The 16,889-nt window shown below is 68.4% G+C and carries 16 protein-coding genes; 6 read left to right on the top strand and 10 right to left on the bottom strand.

Going from position 1 to position 16,889, the window contains the following annotated elements; all coding sequences use genetic code 11:
- The first annotated feature begins 49 nt into the window (after positions 1 to 49).
- Both phhA and C1932_RS00265 read left to right on the top strand, forming a co-directional pair.
- Complete coding sequence (gene phhA, locus C1932_RS00270; RefSeq protein ID WP_108760818.1) at positions 50 to 943, top strand: phenylalanine 4-monooxygenase; 894 nt, start codon at positions 50 to 52, stop codon at positions 941 to 943.
- 141 nt (positions 944 to 1,084) lie between these two features.
- Entirely contained in the window at positions 1,085 to 1,744 is a 660-nt protein-coding gene (locus C1932_RS00265; protein WP_108763297.1) for a DUF4375 domain-containing protein, read from the top strand.
- Between the two features lie 114 nt (positions 1,745 to 1,858).
- Here the strand turns inward: C1932_RS00265 and C1932_RS00260 are convergent, their stop codons facing one another.
- The 10 genes from C1932_RS00260 to C1932_RS00215 form a co-directional block, all read right to left on the bottom strand.
- Complete coding sequence (locus C1932_RS00260; protein ID WP_108760817.1) at positions 1,859 to 2,959, bottom strand: GDSL-type esterase/lipase family protein; 1,101 nt, start codon at positions 2,957 to 2,959, stop codon at positions 1,859 to 1,861.
- A 92-nt stretch (positions 2,960 to 3,051) separates the two neighbouring features.
- On the bottom strand, positions 3,052 to 3,807 hold the full coding sequence (kduD, locus tag C1932_RS00255; RefSeq protein ID WP_108751714.1) for a 2-dehydro-3-deoxy-D-gluconate 5-dehydrogenase KduD: 756 nt from the start codon (positions 3,805 to 3,807) through the stop codon (positions 3,052 to 3,054).
- A gap of 81 nt (positions 3,808 to 3,888) precedes the next feature.
- A complete protein-coding gene (kduI, locus tag C1932_RS00250) occupies positions 3,889 to 4,737 on the bottom strand; it encodes a 5-dehydro-4-deoxy-D-glucuronate isomerase (RefSeq protein ID WP_108760816.1) in 849 nt (282 codons plus the stop codon).
- Positions 4,738 to 4,894: 157 nt separating this feature from the next.
- Entirely contained in the window at positions 4,895 to 5,953 is a 1,059-nt protein-coding gene (locus C1932_RS00245) for a LacI family DNA-binding transcriptional regulator (RefSeq protein ID WP_108751712.1), read from the bottom strand.
- A 38-nt stretch (positions 5,954 to 5,991) separates the two neighbouring features.
- Positions 5,992 to 7,578 carry a family 43 glycosylhydrolase gene (locus C1932_RS00240; RefSeq protein ID WP_108760815.1) on the bottom strand — a complete coding sequence of 529 codons (1,587 nt, stop codon included), beginning with the start codon at positions 7,576 to 7,578 and terminating at the stop codon, positions 5,992 to 5,994.
- Positions 7,579 to 7,606: 28 nt separating this feature from the next.
- Positions 7,607 to 8,764 (bottom strand): pectate lyase, encoded by a 1,158-nt coding sequence (pelA, locus tag C1932_RS00235; protein ID WP_234412229.1) that lies wholly within the window; start codon positions 8,762 to 8,764, stop codon positions 7,607 to 7,609.
- Entirely contained in the window at positions 8,761 to 10,044 is a 1,284-nt protein-coding gene (locus C1932_RS00230; protein WP_108747944.1) for a TRAP transporter large permease, read from the bottom strand. Before C1932_RS00230 ends, pelA begins: the two co-directional genes overlap by 4 nt.
- 3 nt (positions 10,045 to 10,047) lie before the next feature.
- Complete coding sequence (locus C1932_RS00225; protein WP_108760814.1) at positions 10,048 to 10,584, bottom strand: TRAP transporter small permease; 537 nt, start codon at positions 10,582 to 10,584, stop codon at positions 10,048 to 10,050.
- Positions 10,585 to 10,594: 10 nt separating this feature from the next.
- The gene (locus C1932_RS00220) at positions 10,595 to 11,596 is read right to left on the bottom strand and encodes a TRAP transporter substrate-binding protein (protein WP_108760813.1); all 1,002 of its coding nucleotides are present in this window, start codon (positions 11,594 to 11,596) and stop codon (positions 10,595 to 10,597) included.
- Positions 11,597 to 11,636: 40 nt separating this feature from the next.
- A complete protein-coding gene (locus C1932_RS00215) occupies positions 11,637 to 12,464 on the bottom strand; it encodes a 2-keto-4-pentenoate hydratase (RefSeq protein WP_108760812.1) in 828 nt (275 codons plus the stop codon).
- A 155-nt stretch (positions 12,465 to 12,619) separates the two neighbouring features.
- Between C1932_RS00215 and C1932_RS00210 the strand changes: the two genes are divergently transcribed.
- The 4 genes from C1932_RS00210 to C1932_RS00195 all read left to right on the top strand — a co-directional run bounded on the left by C1932_RS00210 (position 12,620) and on the right by C1932_RS00195 (position 16,843).
- Positions 12,620 to 13,654, top strand: a complete 1,035-nt coding sequence (locus C1932_RS00210; RefSeq protein ID WP_108760811.1) for an alpha/beta hydrolase — start codon at positions 12,620 to 12,622, stop codon at positions 13,652 to 13,654.
- A complete protein-coding gene (locus C1932_RS00205; RefSeq protein WP_108760810.1) occupies positions 13,651 to 15,276 on the top strand; it encodes a carboxylesterase family protein in 1,626 nt (541 codons plus the stop codon). Before C1932_RS00210 ends, C1932_RS00205 begins: the two co-directional genes overlap by 4 nt.
- Position 15,277: 1 nt before the next feature.
- Positions 15,278 to 16,135, top strand: a complete 858-nt coding sequence (locus tag C1932_RS00200) for a rhamnogalacturonan acetylesterase (protein WP_108760809.1) — start codon at positions 15,278 to 15,280, stop codon at positions 16,133 to 16,135.
- 120 nt (positions 16,136 to 16,255) lie between these two features.
- On the top strand, positions 16,256 to 16,843 hold the full coding sequence (locus tag C1932_RS00195) for a cysteine dioxygenase family protein (protein WP_108760808.1): 588 nt from the start codon (positions 16,256 to 16,258) through the stop codon (positions 16,841 to 16,843).
- The last annotated feature ends 46 nt before the right edge of the window (positions 16,844 to 16,889 follow it).

Below are 16,889 nucleotides of genomic sequence, written 5' to 3'. Positions count from 1 at the left end.
TGCGCGCGCCCTGCCCTAGCATCACCGGTATCCCATCAAGGAGTGCCCCATGGACCTCGCCCAGCCCCGCCGCGTCGAACACCAGCAGACCGACAAGGGCTACGTGCCGGTGTACACCACCGCGCTGGTCGAGCAGCCGTGGGAAACCTACAGCGCCGACGACCACGCCACCTGGAGCACGCTGTACCAGCGTCAGCGCGAGCTGCTGGTCGGCCGCGCCTGCCAGGAATTCCTGGACGCACAGGACGAGATGGGCATGAGCGCGCACATGATTCCGCGCTTCGACCAGTTGAACGAAGTGCTGGGCGCGGCCACCGGCTGGACCCTGGTGGGCGTGGAAGGCCTGCTGCCGGAACTGGATTTCTTCGACCACCTGGCCAACCGCCGTTTCCCGGTTACCTGGTGGATCCGCCGCCCGGACCAGATCGACTACATCGCCGAGCCGGACCTGTTCCACGACCTGTTCGGCCATGTGCCGCTGCTGATGAACCCGGTGTTCGCCGACTACATGGAAGCCTACGGCCGGGGCGGCGTGAAGGCCCACGCGATCGGCCCCGACGCGCTGCAGAACCTCACCCGGCTGTACTGGTACACCGTGGAATTCGGCCTGATCGGCACACCCGAGGGCCTGCGCATCTACGGCGCCGGCATCGTGTCGTCCAAGGGCGAATCGCTGTACTCGCTGGAATCGGCCGCGCCCAACCGCATCGGCTTCGACCTGCAGCGGATCATGCGCACCCGCTACCGCATCGACACGTTCCAGAAGACCTACTTCGTCATTGACAGTTTCGAACAGCTGATGCAGGCGACCTCGCCCGACTTCACCCCGATCTACGCCGCACTGGCCGACCAGGCCCACCTGCCTTCCGGCGATGTGCAGGCCGACGACCGTGTGTTCCAGGCGGGCACCGGTGAGGGCTGGGCGGACGGCGGGGATGTGTGAGGCCAGCGCCTGGCCATTGGGGTCAGATCCCTTTCGCACGAAAGGGCTCTGACCCCGAGCACTGCCGGCTAACCTTCAAAAGCCTCTGCCGCTTTTGAAGGCTATGACGGTCGTCCTATGGCGTCCGCTATCCTGCACGGCATGTCTGACGTATTTGCCTCGCTGCGCGTATCCGATGTCGCCTTCAACGACGACTTCATCCTGCTGACCCTGGCCGATGGCCGCCGCACCCGCCAGCCGCTGCGCTGGGCGCCTGCGCTGTTCGAGGCCACGCCCGAACAGCGCCTGCACTGGGTTGCCACGCCCAATGGCCTGGGAGTGAACTGGCCTGCGCTGCTGCCGCCGCGCGAGGACGGCGTGGTCGATATCCCCAACCAGGTCTGGGATGACCGCTACGAGGCGGCGCTGGCGCGACTGAAGGCGGCGGCATGGAAGCTGGATGCGCTGTCCGATGAGGACCAGCAGCTGGTGGCGCTGTGGCGCATGGAGGCGGACATCAACAACGGCGGCTTCATGCAGTTCCTGTGCAACTGGGGCGACCCCACCTGCCAGTTGGCGCTGCGTGCATTGCAGGCGATGGGTGCGGCGCAGACCCACGCGATCCTGGCCGGCATGCGCGGGCTGCTGGACCGGCTGGAAGATGATCCGGCGATCACCCAGCTGACCGACCTGTACGGCGCGATGACCGAGCAGGAGCAGGAGGCACTGCACGCCTTCGACGAAGCCTATTTCGAGCGCCCTGAAGACCTGGCCCGGCTGGGGTTGACGCACTTCGGTCCGGAGCCAGTTGAACAACGATGACCCAGCCCCCGGTAGAGTCGAGCTTGCTCGACTGACATGGAAGAGCAGTCGAGCAAGCTCGACTCTACGGCGCCGCGCGTCCCTCTGTAGAGTCGAGCCATGCTCGACTGTCGTTCAGTCGCGCGGGTACGCCAGCAACACCACCAGATCCTCGTCGCCCACCTGCTGCAGCGCGTGCGTACTGCCGGTGCGTGTCAGCAGCGCATGGCCGGCACGCACGTCGTGCTGCTTGCCATCCAGCACGTAACTGCCCTGCCCGCTCACGATGTAATAGATCTCATCCTTGTGCTGCGGATGCAGGCCGATGCCGGCGCCTTTGTGCAGTACCCGCTTGCGCAGCACGAACGGCAGATCCGCTGCATCGGCGAAGAACGGATACGCGGTGGTCGGCCCGGCACCGCCATGCGGGCCTGGCTGGGTGCGCTTCACCGCATCTTCGTGCACCACCTGCGAGCCGCGCGCCGCTTCGCCGCCCTGCGCGGGCGCCGTCACATCGCAGTCGATGTCGCGTCTCAGCGCCGGTTTCAGATCGGCAAGCAAGGGCACCGCCTCGCGCAGTACCAGACAGGCCACCGCATTGGCACCGGCCACGCTGAAATGCGTTCCGTCGGCCTTGCCCTGCTCGGGCACGTACAGGAAGTACGGTCGTGCGCCCTGCTCGCCCAGCGCGCGGATCCAGCGCGTGCTGCGGTCGTTCAGATCGATCAACGCGACCTGCTCACGCGCGGCCAAGGCCTTCATCGACTGCGTATAGCGGCCATGCGTGTCCAGCAGCGATCCAAAGTCGTACAGCAGGCGCGCCACCGGGGTGATCAGCACCGGCGTGGCGCCGCGCTCGCGCGCCACCTGCACGTAGCGCATCAGCAGGCGCGGATAGTCACTGTCCGGATCGGTGTAGCGGCTGGCGTCTTCAAACTTCGCATCGTTGTGGCCGAACTGGATCAGCAGCACATCGCCGCGCCGCAGCTCGGCAGCGATTGCGTCCAAGCGTCCTTCGTCGATGAAGCTGCGCGTGCTGCGCCCGCCCTTGGCGTGGTTGTGTACTTCGAAGCGCGCCGGGTCCAGGTAGCTCTGCAGCGCCTGGCCCCAGCCCGCCTGCGGTGCGCGCTCGGGTCCGTATTCGGCAGCGGTGGAATCACCGGCAATGAACACCCGTACGGGGGCCGCCTGCACGGCGGTGCATGACAGCAGCAACAGCAGCAACAGGGTACGCATGGCCAGGCCCTTGTAGAGCCGAGCCCTGCCCGGCTGCGTTGCGGAAGCGGCGCGGACCAAGGTCCGCACCCACCGTTGGTTGCCTTGCCGGGTTACCGCGCCAACCAGCCACCATCGACCGGCAGCACCGCGCCGTTCACGTAGTCCGACGCGGACGACGCCAGGAACACCGCCGCACCAGCCAGGTCATCCGGCGTGCCCCAGCGACCGGCCGGAATGCGGTCCAGGATCGACTGGTTGCGCGCTTCGTCGGCACGCAGCTGGGCGGTGTTGTCGGTGGCCATGTAGCCCGGCGCGATGGCGTTGATGTTCACGCCCTTGCCCGCCCACTCGTTGGCCAGCAGGCGGGTGATGCCGGCGATGCCGCTCTTGCTGGCGGTGTACGACGGCACGCGGATACCGCCCTGGAAGGACAGCATGGAGGCGATGTTGATGATCTTGCCGCGGCCCTGTTCGATGAAGTGGCGACCGGCCGCCTGCGAGATGAAGAACGCCGACTTGATGTTGACGTTCATCACGTCGTCCCAGTCCTGCTCGCTGAAGTCCACCGCATCGGCGCGACGGATCAGGCCGGCGTTGTTGACCAGGATATCCAGGCCACCCAGGCCTTCGATGGTTTCGCGCACCACGCGTTCCACCGGCTCGATGCTGATCAGGTTGGCTTCGATGGCCAGGCAGCGGCGACCCAGCGCGGTGATCTTCTCGATGGTCTCGGTGGGCGGGGCGATGCCGGCCACGGCGACGTCGGCGCCAGCGGCGGCCAGCGCCACTGCGATGCCCTGGCCCAGGCCGGTGTTGCCACCGGTGACCAGAGCGACCTTGCCTTCCAGGCTGAAGGGATTAGCCATTGCGTGTGCGTTCCTTGGTAGGGGCCTGCGTGATGCAGGCCGAAGGCCACCGGCACCGGGTGCGCGGTGGCAGGGCAGGGCTTACTTGAGCTGGCAGATGTCCAGCACGTGCATGTCGGTGTAATCCAGGTTTTCGCCACCCATCGCCCAGATGAAGGCGTAGTTGCTGGTGCCGGCACCCATGTGGATCGACCACGGCGGCGACACCACCGCTTCGTTGTTCTGCATGACGATGTGGCGCTGCGCGTCCGGTTCGCCCATGAAGTGGTACACGCGGTCGTTCTGGCCCAGATCGAAGTAGAAGTAGACCTCGCTGCGGCGGTCGTGCAGGTGCGGCGGCATGGTGTTCCACACGCTGCCCGGCTTCAGCACGGTCAGGCCCAGCAGCAGCTGCGAGGACTGGCAGGTGGCCGGCACGATGTACTGGTAGATGGTTCGTTCGTTGCTGGTTTCCAGCGCGCCGCGGTCCAGCGCCACCGCGTCCTTGATCGACAGCTGCTTGGTTTCAAAACGGGCGTGGGCCGGGGTCGAGGCCAGGTAGAACTGCGCCGGGTTGGCGGCGTCCTGCGAGGCGAACACCACGTCCTTGCTGCCCATGGCCACGTACAGGCCATCCTTCGGGCCCAGCGTGTACACGGTGCCATCGACGGTCACCGTGCCGGTGCCGCTGCCCACGTTGATCACGCCCAGCTCGCGGCGCTCCAGGAACGGGTGACCGGCGGCCGAGGCCGGTTCGGTCTGCGCCGGCAGCGCCAGCGGGGCATCCACCGGGGCGGCACCGCCCAGCACGAAGCGCTCGTAGTGGGTGTACTTCAGGGTCACCTGGCCGGCATTGAACAGGCCGTCGAGCAGGTACAGCTCGCGCAGCTGGTCGTTGCTGGCGCCCTTGATGGCGTCGGGATGGGTGGCGTAGTGGGTCTTGCAGTACATGGCTTCTCCAGAGCAGGGGGCGGGCCGAAGGGTTCGGCCCCGGCGCGGTTCGTGGTCGATTCTAGCGACGCTGGTAACCGGTGTCATTTTGCGTCGCACGATAGAGGTTAGGTGTCGCGACCAACGGTCGCGACCTACAGGATTGAGGCCTACGGCCTCAATCCTCGGGCGGTTGGCAGGAGTCGCGGACGATCAGGTGCGGGCGCACGCTGGCGATCTGCAGCGCGGCCTGGCCTTCGGGCTGGATCAGCATGGCCGCGGCGGTGCGCCCCGTGTCGCGGGTATGGCGGCGCACCGAGGTCAGCGACGGCCACAGCCGCGAGGCCAGCGGGCTGTCGTCGTAGCCGACGATGGACAGCTGGCGCGGAATGTTGATGCCCGCCCGCAGCGCCACCTTGTAGATACCGGCGGCCATTTCATCGTTGCCGGTGAAGATGGCGGTGGGCCGGCGCTTGCCCAGCAGCAGTTTCTCGGCCGCGGCCACACCCGATTCGAAGGTGTAGCCGGCCTCGATGATGCGGTCCTTCGGCAGCTCGATGCCGCGCTGGGACAGCGCGTCGATGAAGCCGGCGGTGCGTTCATGGGCCGAGCGGTAGGCGCTGGGGCCGGTCACCAGGGCAATCTCTCGGTGGCCCAGCGACAGCAGGTAATCGGCCGCTTCGGCGGCGCCGTCGCGGTCGTGGGTCACCACCATCTGCGAACTGTCATCCAGCGGCAGCGCGGCCACGCGGGTGAAGCGGCAGCCGATCTCATCCAGCATGTCGGCCAGCGCCTGGTCTTCGGACGCACGCGGCACCAGGATCACCCCGTGCAGCTTCTGCTGCTGCACGAAGCGGCGCACGCCATCGATGTAGCCCGGGCTGCGGCTGTCGCAGGGGTGCACCACCAGTTCGAAGCTGGAGCCGCGCAGCGCGTCCAGCGCGCCGTACTGCATGTCCACGATGTACTGCGCGGTGGGGTTGTCGTAGACCATGCCGATCAGGAAGGAGCGGCGGAAGGCCAGGCCACGGGCCAGCGGATCGGGCGTGTAGCCGACCTCGCGCATCAGCGCCTCGACCTTGTCACGCGTGTCCTTGCGCACCAGCGGCGAGTTGTTGATGATCCGTGAAACCGTTTTCTTCGATACTCCCGACAGTCGCGCGATGTCGTTGATCGTGGCGGCCTTGCCCTTCGCCAATGCCGGCGTGGCGGCATCGTTCTTGTTGCGCACTGACATGTAGTGAACCCGGTAAGTCTGGGGATTCCAGCGCGCGCTCAGTCCAGCGCGCGATAGCGGAAGCTGCGGAAGGTTACCGCACCGTCGCCGGCCGCATACAGCGCCGGTTTCAGTGCCAGGAACTTGCCCGCCACATTGTGATGGTAACCGGACACTTCCATCTGAACCGGGTACTTCTGCCAGCGCTGGCCGTCGGTGCTGGAGTGGATGGTGACGATGTGGCGGTTGTTGGTCACCCGCAGCCACAGCTTGCCGCCCTTTGCGCTGGGCGCCAAGCGGGTGGGGCGCTCTTCGCCGTAGCGGTGCATGATGAACTTCTCGCCGTTGCTGCCCACGCCCACGTACAGGCGGTCGCTGTAGAACAGCAGGGCGCCGCCCACCGCGCCCGGGGCGATGTCCATCTCCACCTCGAACTGGTAGGCCTTGTCGCCGGCGATGGCGGTCAGCGGCGAGCTGTCGCGCGGGGTCTGGCCCTTGCCCTGCAGCACCAGGCCCTGGCCACTGAAGCCCAGCCGCCGGTACTCGTCCTGGGCCGGGTTGAAGAACGACCACTGCGGGCCAAGCGCCGTGCCGCGGAAATCATCGGACAGGGCCATGCCGTGGCGGCCCACCGTTTCCCCGGAAGGCTTGCGCAGCGGCTGGCCCAGATCGCCGCCCTTGGCCACGAACCAGCCATCGTCGGTCCACTCGATCGGTTCCAGCAGGGCCTGCCGGCCCAGCGTCCAATAGCCGTTCTCGTAGCCGTGGTACATCATCCACCAGCGCCCGTCGGTGCCTTCGATCACCGTGGCATGGCCGCGCGACCACCACGGTTCGGCGGCCGACTGCGTGCGCATGATCGGGTTGTTCGGTGCGTTCACCCACGGCCCATGGATCGAGCGCGAGCGCGCGGTGATCACCATGTGCCCGGTGGGCGGGCCGGCGGTGCCGCCCACGGCGGTGGTCATGTAGTACCAGCCGTCGCGGAAGTGGATCTTCGGGCCTTCCTGCGCATAGGCCTCCACGTCCCAGCTTTCCGGGTACTTCCAGCCGTCGTAGACGTGCTTCGGCGTGCCGACCACGCTCAGGCCGTCGTCGGCCAGCTGCACGTAGTCGCCGCCGCTCAGGAACAGGTAGCGCTTGCCGTCTTCGCCCACCGCATGGCCAGGATCGATGTAGCCGCCCAGGCCGATGTCGATCGGCTCGCTCCACGGGCCCTTGATGCTGTCGGCCCAGACCACGAAGTTACTGCGGTGTTCACCGGTCCGGGCCGGGAAGTAGATGTAGCAGCGGCCCTGGTGTTTGACGATGTCCGGTGCCCAGATCGCGCCCACGTTGCGGGTGATCGCGTGGCCCAGCGGCTGCCAGTTCACCAGGTCGCGCGAGTGCCAGATCGGCAGGCCGGGGTAGGCGTCGAACGAGGACAGGGTGAGGTAGTAGTCCTGGCCGTCCTTCAGCACCGACGGGTCGGGGCGGTCGCCGGCGAACACCGGGTTCAGGAACGTGCCGTCACCCAGGTCGGCCTGGCGCTGGTTCTCGATGCCGCGCTTCCACGCCGTGGACGCTGGCTGGGCCTGCGCCAGCACAGGCGCGGCCAGCAGCAGAGTGGCGGCCAACAGGGACTTCAGAGCGGTGCTGGACAGCATCGGGTTCCTCCGTGGTGCGGATGCGGGTTCAGGGGGCGCGGTGCCCGGTACGCGCGCGCCAGGCCGGCGCGTCGCGGTCAAGCAGGGCCTGCGGCCAGGTGCCGTACCAGTGGTAGCCGGTGCGGCGTTCGCGGCCCACCTGCGCATAGGTCCGCAGGCGCTGGCCCTGGCGGTCGGCCAGCACCACCGTGTTGTCGGCCAGGTCGTGGAAGCGGCCCCACAGCGGCGGCGCGCCGGGGTCGGCCAGCAACTGCCGGTCCTGCGCGCTGCGGTGGTGGGCGAACTGTTCGGCCGGGGCATCCACGGTCTGCAGGCGCAGCCCGTGCAGGGCATTGGCCTGGAACCAGGCAAGCGCGCCTTCGATGGCCTGCACCGTCTGCGGCGACGGATCGGGAATGGACATCAGGTAGCGCACCACGCCCACGCTTTCGTCGGTGACCAGCGCGGCCAGTTCGAACTTCCGCCCCGGTGCGGGCTGCAGCGTGGCGGCGTCGTATTGGCCCGCCCAGATCGTGGGCCGGCCCTGCTGGCGCACCTGCAACTGCAGCAGGCAGGCATCGCCACGCTGCACGGCGCTGGCCACCCGCGCGCGCCGCGCGGCATCGACGAAGCCAAAACGCGGCGCCGTCTTAATCTGCCGCAGGGTGGTCAGCACGCCACTGGTGACATCGTCGGCGAAGGTGATGCGGTCGTGGTAGTCGGTACGCGCCGGCACCGAATGCGGCCAGCCGCCGCAGCTGGCGATCTGCTGGTCCAGGATGAAATCCAGGCCGCGCAGCGCGGCATCGCGATAGCGGCTGTCACCGCTGCGGGCGAAGGCTTCGGCCAGGTAATCCACCTGGGTATAGGTGGTGCGGTTGTCGAAGCTGCCGCCCGGTTCGTCCTGCGCCTTGCGTGCGGCCTCGCGGGCCGCGGCATCCAGCACCCGCAGCGGGTCCTGGTTCACCGGCCAGCCGCCCGAGCGGCGCTGCAGAAGCAGCAGGTTGTCGGAAATCTGCCGGTACTGCTGCGGCTGCAGCCGCGCGTAGCCCTCTGCATGGCCGCTGCGCCAGTGGTTCACGCCATCGTTGAAGCTGGCCACCGGAATCGCCTGTGATGCCGGCGATGCCGGCGGCGGCCCGGCCTGGGCGGCGGTGTTCGCCATGCCCAGGCCCAGCAGCAACGGCAGCGTGTGCCCGCGCATCATGCGCGCAACGCGGCCGGCAGCCACAGCGACAGCTGCGGGAAGAAGGTGACGATCAGCAGCACCGCCAACGCAGCGAACCAGAACGGCCAGATGGTGCGCATGCTCTGGCCCACCGTGATCTTGCCGATGGAGGTACCGATGAACAGCACCGAGCCCACCGGCGGGGTCACCAGGCCCAGGCCACCGGTCAGCACCAGCACCAGGCCGAAGTGGATCGGGTCGATGCCATAGGCCTTGGCCACCGGCAGGAAGATCGGCGTGCAGATCAGGATCATCGGCGCCAGGTCCATGAAGGTACCCAGGAGCAGCAGCATCACCACGATCATCAGCAGCACCATGAACTGGCTGTGCGCGAACGACTGCAGGAAATCCACGGCCGCGGTCGGCACCTGCAGGTAGGCCAGCAGCCAGCCGAACACGGCGGCGGTGGCGATCACGAAAAGGATCACGCCGGTGCTGCGCGCGGCGTGGATCACCGTGTCGAAGAACTCGCGCCAACGCAGCTGCCGGTACAGCACGGTGGTCACCAGCAGGGCGTAGACCACGGCAATGGCCGCGCTTTCCACTGCAGTGAAGATGCCCGCGCGGATACCGACGAAGATCAGCGCCACCAGGCCCAGGCCGGGCAGGGCGGAGACGATGCGCAGCAGCACCGCGCGCCAGCCGGGGAAGGCTTCCACGCCATAGCCACGGCGGCGTGCCACCGCATAGCCGGTCAGCATCAGCGCCAGGGTCATCAGCAGCGCGGGAACAATGCCGGCGGCGAAAAGATCGGCGATGGACAGCCCGCCGCCCGCCGCGGCCGAGAACAGGATCAGGTTGTGCGACGGCGGCACCAGCAGCGCCACCAGCGCTGCGGTGATGCTGACATTCACCGCGAAGTCGCGGTCGTAGCCGCGCTTGACCATCTGCGGAATCATGGTGCCGCCGACGGCCGAGACGTCGGCGATGGCCGAGCCGGACACGCCGCCGAAGAACAGCGAGGACAGGATCGAGACCTGGCCCAGGCCACCGCGCATGCGGCCGACCAGCGACGAGGCCAGTGCGATCAGGCGTTCGGAGATGCCGCCGCGCATCATGATTTCGCCGGCGAAGATGAACAGTGGAATGGCGATCAGCGACGCCGAGCCGGTACCCGCCGAGATCTGCTGCACCAGCACGATGGTGGGAATATCCAGGTACAGCAGCGTGGCCAGCGCCGCGGCCGCCAGCGCGTAGGCCACCGGCACGCCCAACAGCAGCAGCACGGCGAATACGGAGAACAGAATGGTGATGCCCATGGATCAATGATCTCCTTCAGCGTCATCGGCGCCGGTAGCGGCCGCCGTCTGGTGCAGTGCCTTCCACGCACGGTTCAGCGCGAACAGCACCATCAGCGCACCGCCCAGTGCCAGCGGCAGGTAGTTGATGCTCTGCGGCAGGTTGGCGCCGGCCGCCTTGATGTCCAGGCCGTCCAGCAGCAGGTCGGTCGACCAGAACGCGATGAAACCGCCCAGTACCGCCACCACCAGCTGGATCAGCACATCCACGGCGCGGCGCAGGCCGGCGCCCATGTAGGCATGCAGCAGGAAGAAGCCGAAATGGCGGTTGGTATGCACGCCACAGGCAGCACCCAGGCTCATGGCGGTAGCCAGCAGCAGCAGGGTGACCGGCTCGGTCCAGCTGGGCGAATCGTTGATCACGTAGCGGGCGAACACCTGCCAGCCCTGCACCACCACCAGCCCCAGCAGGGCGGCCACGGCGCAGTAGATGGCGATGTCGGCAATGCGGTCCAGCAGGCGCTGTCCAGGCCCGGCGGCGGGCGTCGTCGTCTCGGTCATGGCAGGGTCCTCAGGCAGCGCGGATGCGATCAACCAGCGCGGCGATATCCGGCTGTTGCAGATAGTGCTTCAGCAGTGGCTGTGCGGCCGCGCGGAAGGCCGGCATGTCCACGTCGTTGGCTTTCACGCCGTAATCGAGCACGGCGCGGCGTGCGGCGCTTTCAGAGGCATCCCACTGCTCGCGCATCACCGCCACTGAAGCGCGTGCGGTGTGCAGCAGCAGTTGCCGGTCATCGGGCTGCAGCCGCTCGAAACTGGCTCGCGACATCAGCAGCACGTCCGGCGCATACGAGTGATCGCTCTGCGACCAGTAGTGCGCGGCCTCGAAGTGGCGGCTGGAGTGGAAGCTGCGCATGTTGTTCTCGGCACCGTCGATCATGTGCGTTTCCATGCCCGAGAAGGTGTCGCCCAGCGACATCGGTGTGGGGTTCGCGCCGAGCAGGCGCATCAGCTGGATGAAGATGTCCGACGAGGCCACGCGCAGCTTCAGGCCGTGCAGATCCTTCGGTGCCACGATCGGGTGCTTGGTGTTGTAGAAGCAGCGCGCGCCCGAATCGTAGATCGCCAGGCCGACCAGGTCGCGGCTTTCGAAGCCGCGCAGCACCGCATCGGCCAGGCCATTGTCCAGCGCGGCACGCTGGTGCGCCACCGACTTGAACACGTAGGGCAGGCACAGTGCCTGGGTCAGCGAAAACGCGTTGTTCAGCGCACCGGCATACACGCGGGTGATGTCGATGGCGCCGAAACGGGCCATGTCGATCGCTTCCGATTCGCGGCCGAGCTGGCCCGAGTGGTACTGGCGCAGGCGCAGGCGGCCGTTGGTTTCGCGCTGCAGCGTCTCACCGATCCACTTCACCGCGGTCACGGTGGGGTAGTCGGCCACGTGCACGTCGGTGGCGGTCAGCAGGGCGCCGCCGTCCACGCTGCCCGCCGGCCCACGGCCGCAGGCGGCGAGCATCGGCGTGGCCAGGGCAGCAGCGCCACCGGCCAGGAAATTACGTCGTGTGATCATCTGCGCCCTCCCGCGCGTGTTCACTGGGGCGTGCTGGCGGTTACCCGGCCGGCACGGCCCTGCAGGCAATGTCGCCGAAGCCGGCGAAACGCACCAGCGCGGTCTGCCCGGCGGTGATGTCATGGATGCCGGTCGCGTTGCCGGTGGCGATCAGGTCGCCCTTGCGCAGCGGGCGCCCGCGCAGCGCCGAACGGGACAGCGCGAACGCGTAGGCCGCGCGCAGCCCGCCCGGCAGGCGGGTGGCACCACCGGTGCCGACCACTTCACCTTCGATCATCGTTTCGGCGCGCAGCGCGGTTTCATCGCGCGTGGTCCAGTCCACGATCTCCGGGCCCAGCACCAGGCCGTTGTTGTTGCCGAAGTCGGATACCACCACGCGCGGGCCCAGTTCGTTGATCGTGGCCAGCGGGCTGCTGGCCACTTCCACGCCGATGTACAGGCGGGCGGGCAGGGCTTCAGCCTGCTCGGGCGTCCATTGCACCTGTCCGGCCGGAGCGTCCTCCAACAGCTCCAGCACGTACTCGGCTTCGACTGCAGCGAAGCCGCCGACGAAGATCGGGATGTCCGTTGTTCCACCGGTAGCATTTTTCAGCTGACGGGAAAAAACCGGGCCCAGCAGGCGCTCGTCCCCGGACCCATCGCGGCGCTCGGCGGCGATGTAGCCCACTTTCCAGCCCACCACCTGGTCATCCCAAGCGGCAATGGCCAGGTCCTGTACCTGGTAGGCACTGACCAGGTCGGCCGGGATATTGCCCGGGAACGCGGGCAGGGCCTGCCCGGCGCGGCGCGCCGTGGTGAAGGCGTGGGCGATCGCGGCCGCATCGTCCGGCGGCGGCGTCTGCCCGTGTGTGCCGTGTTCGTTGCTCAAGAACGGTCTCCCTGTGTTTGTTGCACTGCCCATCGACAGCGTCTGCAGGAGGTGTATATGGTAAACCGGTGTCATCGTGCAAGCCGCAGCGCATCAAGTGCACCGGACCTTGCCGTGGGGCACGCTGTTCCCTGCCTTCGGAGCCCTTGCCTGCCATGCGTCTGCGTCCTGTAGTGCTGTTGTTGTGCGCTCTTCTGCTGGCCACGCCATTGAGCGGTGGCGCCACGCCACTGCGCGAGGGCGAACGGCCCGGCCAGGAGCTGGCGGGCGAACAGATCGCGCTGTGGCCGGTCGGACAGGTGCCCGGCGAACAGGGGAAGCCCAAGCCGCCACGGGTGGTCGAGCGCAGCAGCGACCCGGCGCAGCCCGACCGCTACGTCGACCAGGTGGACGCGCCCTACCTGCTGGTGCACACCCCCGCGCGCAGCAACGGTCGTGCCCTGCTGGTGATTCCCGGCGGCGGCTACCAGCGCGTGGTGATCGACAAGGAAGACAGCGCCTTGCTGCCGGAGTGGGTGGACCGAGCGGGCTACACGCTGTTCGTGCTGCGTTACCGCCTGCCGCAGCCGGGCCGCGACCGCCAGGCCGCGCTGGCCGATGCACAGCGTGCGATGCGCGTGGTGCGTGCGCAGGCGGCCCGGCGCGGGCTGGATGCGCGGAGCGTCTCGGTGATGGGCTTTTCCGCCGGCGGCCATGTGGCGGCACGGCTGGCCACCGGCTTCGATGTTCCGGCCTATCCGGCACGCGATGCCATCGATCAGCTGAGCGCGCGGCCGGCACGCGCGGTGCTGGTGTATCCGGTCATCGACATGGGCGCGCACGCCCACAGCGGTTCGCGCAAGCGCCTGCTGGGCGAACAGCCGGATCCGGCGCTGGCAGCGCAATACTCGATGCAGCAGCAGGTGCGCGCAGACATGCCGCCCACCCTGCTGGTGCATGCCAGCGACGATGGCGTGGTGAGCGTGCACAACAGCGCGCTGATGGCGCAGGCACTGGCGGCGGCCGGGGTGGAGCACGAACTGCATCTGTTCGCGCACGGCGGGCATGGTTTCGGTATGCGGGTTGCGCCCGGTTCCACGCTGGCGCTGTGGCCGGCGCTGGCGCAGGCGTGGCTGGCGGCGGGTGAGACGGGGGTAGGGTCAGAGCCCCTCACCGATGGAGAGGGGATCCAACCCCGGGGTGGCCGATGAACACCGCACCGAACGATCTGCAGCGCCGCCGTTTCCTGCGCGACAGTGCGCGCTGGGCGCTGGCCACGGCAACGGTGGCAGCGCTGCCTGCCGCCCTGGCGTCACCCGGCCCGCGCGCAGATACGCAGGTCGTGGCGCGGGTGCGGGGCGGCCGCGTGCGCGGCCAGCGCGAACACGGCGTGCACGTGTTCCGTGGCCTGCGCTACGGCGCCGACACCCGCGCCTACCGCTTCCAGCCGCCGCGGCCGGAGGCGCCGTGGCGCGGCATTGCCGATGCACTGGACTACGGTGCGGCGGCACCGCAGGGCGGCGGTGAAGGTCCTGGCAGCGAAGACTGCCTGTTCCTCAACGTATGGACCCCGGCGCTGAACGACGGCGCGCGCCGTCCGGTGCTGGTCTACATCCACGGCGGCGGTTTCAACAACGGCTCGGGCAGCGACCCGCTGTACGACGGCAGTGCCTTGTGCCGGCGCGGCGATGTGGTGGTGGTCACGCTGAACCACCGATTGAATACCTTCGGCTATCTGTACCTGGGCGCGCTGGGCGACCCGCGCTACGCGATGTCCGGCAACGTGGGCCAGCTGGATCTGGTCCAGGCCCTGCACTGGGTGCGTGCGCATGCGGCCGTGTTCGGCGGCGATGCGGACAACATCACCGTGTTCGGCCAGTCCGGGGGCGGCGCCAAGATCGCCACGCTGATGGCCATGCCGGCCGCGCGCGGCCTGTTCCAGCGCGCGTGGACCATGAGCGGGCAACAGGTGACCGCGGCCGGCCCGCGTGCAGCGGCGCAGCGTGCGGCGCTGGCCATGCAGAGCGTAGGCGCGGCTGACACAACGGCGCTGCTGCGCCTGCCGACCGCCGATCTGCTGGCCGCCACCCGGGCCCGCGATCCGTCACGGGTGGAAGACACCGCGCTGTACTTCGGCCCGGTGCTGGACGAGGTGGTGCTGCCGGTGCATCCGTTCTGGCCGCAGGCGCCGGCACAGTCGGCGGCCATCCCGATGGTGATCGGCAACACCCGCGACGAGACCCGCGCGTTCCTGGGCAATGACCCGGCCAACTTCGCGCTGGACTGGAACACCCTGCCGGCGCAACTGGAAAAACAGCAGTTCGTGGACCTGCTGCCGTCGGTGGTGATCGAGGCGTACCGGCGCATGTACCCGCACTACACGGCGTCGGAGGTGTTCTTCGCCGCCACCACCGCCGGCCGTTCGTGGCGCGGCGCGGTGGAAGAGCTGGAGGCGCGTGCACGGCAGCCGGCCGCTGCAGCGCCCACCTGGGCCTACCAGCTGGACTGGCCCTCGCCGGTGGAAGACGGCCGCCTGCGCGCCTTCCACACGCTGGATATCCCGCTGGTGTTCGACAACGCCGGGCTGCCCAGCGCGCGCACCGGCGGCGGCAGCGAGGCGCGCGCACTGGCGGCGCGCATGAGCGATGCGCTGATCGCCTTTGCCCGCCACGGCGATCCCAACCATGCCGGTCTGCCGGCATGGGCGCCGTACACCCTGCCGCAGCGGCGCACCATGCTGTTCGACGTGCACAGCCGCGGCGCCGATGACCCGCGCGGTGGCGAGCGCGAGCTCTACCAGCGCGTGCCTTTCCTGCAACGAGGAACTGCCTGAGATGCGTTTTCTGACTGTCCTGCTGGCCCTGCTGGCGGCCGGCACCGCGCAGGCCGCGGTGGATCCTTCGATCAGTGACCGCCCACCGCCCACGCCGATCCGCGCCAGCAAGATCGTGCTGGTGGGTGATTCCACCACCGCGGTGCAGGGGGGCTGGGGACCGCGCTTCTGCGCCGACCATGTGACCTCCTTCGCGGCCTGCCTGAACCTGGCGCGTGGCGGCCGCAGTACGTACAACTACCGTGCCGAAGGTTCGTGGGCGCTGGTCGAGGCGGAAATGCGCACGCCGGGCTACGCCGCCACCTGGGTGCTGATCCAGTTCGGCCACAACGACCAGCCGGGCAAGCCGGGGCGGTCCACCGATCTGCAGCATGAGTTCCCCGACAACCTGCGCCGCTACGTGCAGCAGGTACGTGCCGCCGGCGCCACGCCGGTGTTGCTGACCCCGCTCACCCGTCGCCAGTTCGTTGATGGGGCGCTGGTGGATGATCTGGCGCCATGGGCCGACAGCGTGCGCACCGTGGCGCGCGAACTGCAGGTGCCGCTGGTGGACCTGCATGCGTGCAGCCGCGCCCTGGTGCAGGCGCTGGGACCGGTGCCGGCCATGCAGTTGGCGCAGGCGCCGGCCAGCCAGGCGCAGGTGGCCAGCGCCCTGGAGGGCACTACGGTCGGCGCCAGCCCGGCCGCGGCCGGTGCAAGGGCGGCGGCGCAGAACGCCGCGCTGGAACCGATGGGACAGGCCAAGCGGGCCTTCGATTACACCCACCTGGGCCCAGACGGGGCGGCCGTGTTCGCCAGTCTGGTGGCCACCGAACTGGCCCGCGAGGTGCCGGCGCTGCGTCCGTTGCTGCTGCCATGATGTCGTAATTGGCACGCAATTTCGGGTAACGCACAAAAAAAGTGTCGCAATCGACTCTATTTCGCGCGTGCGGTCCGGATGACAACATTCTGTTAACCCCGCTCGCCTAGACTGGCTGTCATGGGAGAGCGATTCACACCACTGCCGTTTGCGGGCCGGGAGCGCCTGCTTGCGGCCATCGACGGCGCCGTCTGCTTGGCCGATCCGCGCGCGATCACTGGCGCCCTGCAGCGTGTGCTGCGCGAGGCCATCGCCGATCCACTCATCCAGTTGCCGCCGTGTGTACGCCGCCCGGTGGAAGGCCACTACGCCCGTCGCGAACTGCACCGCAGCCCGACCCTGGGTTACAGCGTCATCGCCATGTGCTGGGGCCCGGGGCAGGGCACGCCGCTGCACGACCACGATGCCATGTGGTGCGTGGAAGGGGTCTGGCAAGGCGAATTGATCGTTACCCCTTATGCGCTGCTGGAACGCCAGGGCGAACGCCACCGCTTCGCCGCGCAGGAAGCACTGTACGGCTACCGCGGCAGCGCCGGCAGCCTGATTCCACCGCACGAGTACCACACGCTGCGCAACGCCAGCGATGACGACGTGGCCGTGTCGGTGCACGTGTACCAGGGCGTGATGGAACGCAGTGCGGTGTTCGATCCGCTGGGCGAGGGCTGGTACCAGCGCCGTGTGAAGATGATGGAGACCGACGCGGCGTGAGCGCGTGCCGCCGGGCATGGCCCGGCGACCATGTTGTTCAACCGGC

This window comes from Stenotrophomonas sp. YAU14D1_LEIMI4_1, from assembly GCF_003086815.1.
In the GTDB taxonomy this organism is placed as follows: Bacteria; Pseudomonadota; Gammaproteobacteria; order Xanthomonadales; family Xanthomonadaceae; genus Stenotrophomonas.
This window is presented reverse-complemented; position numbering and strand designations above follow the sequence as displayed.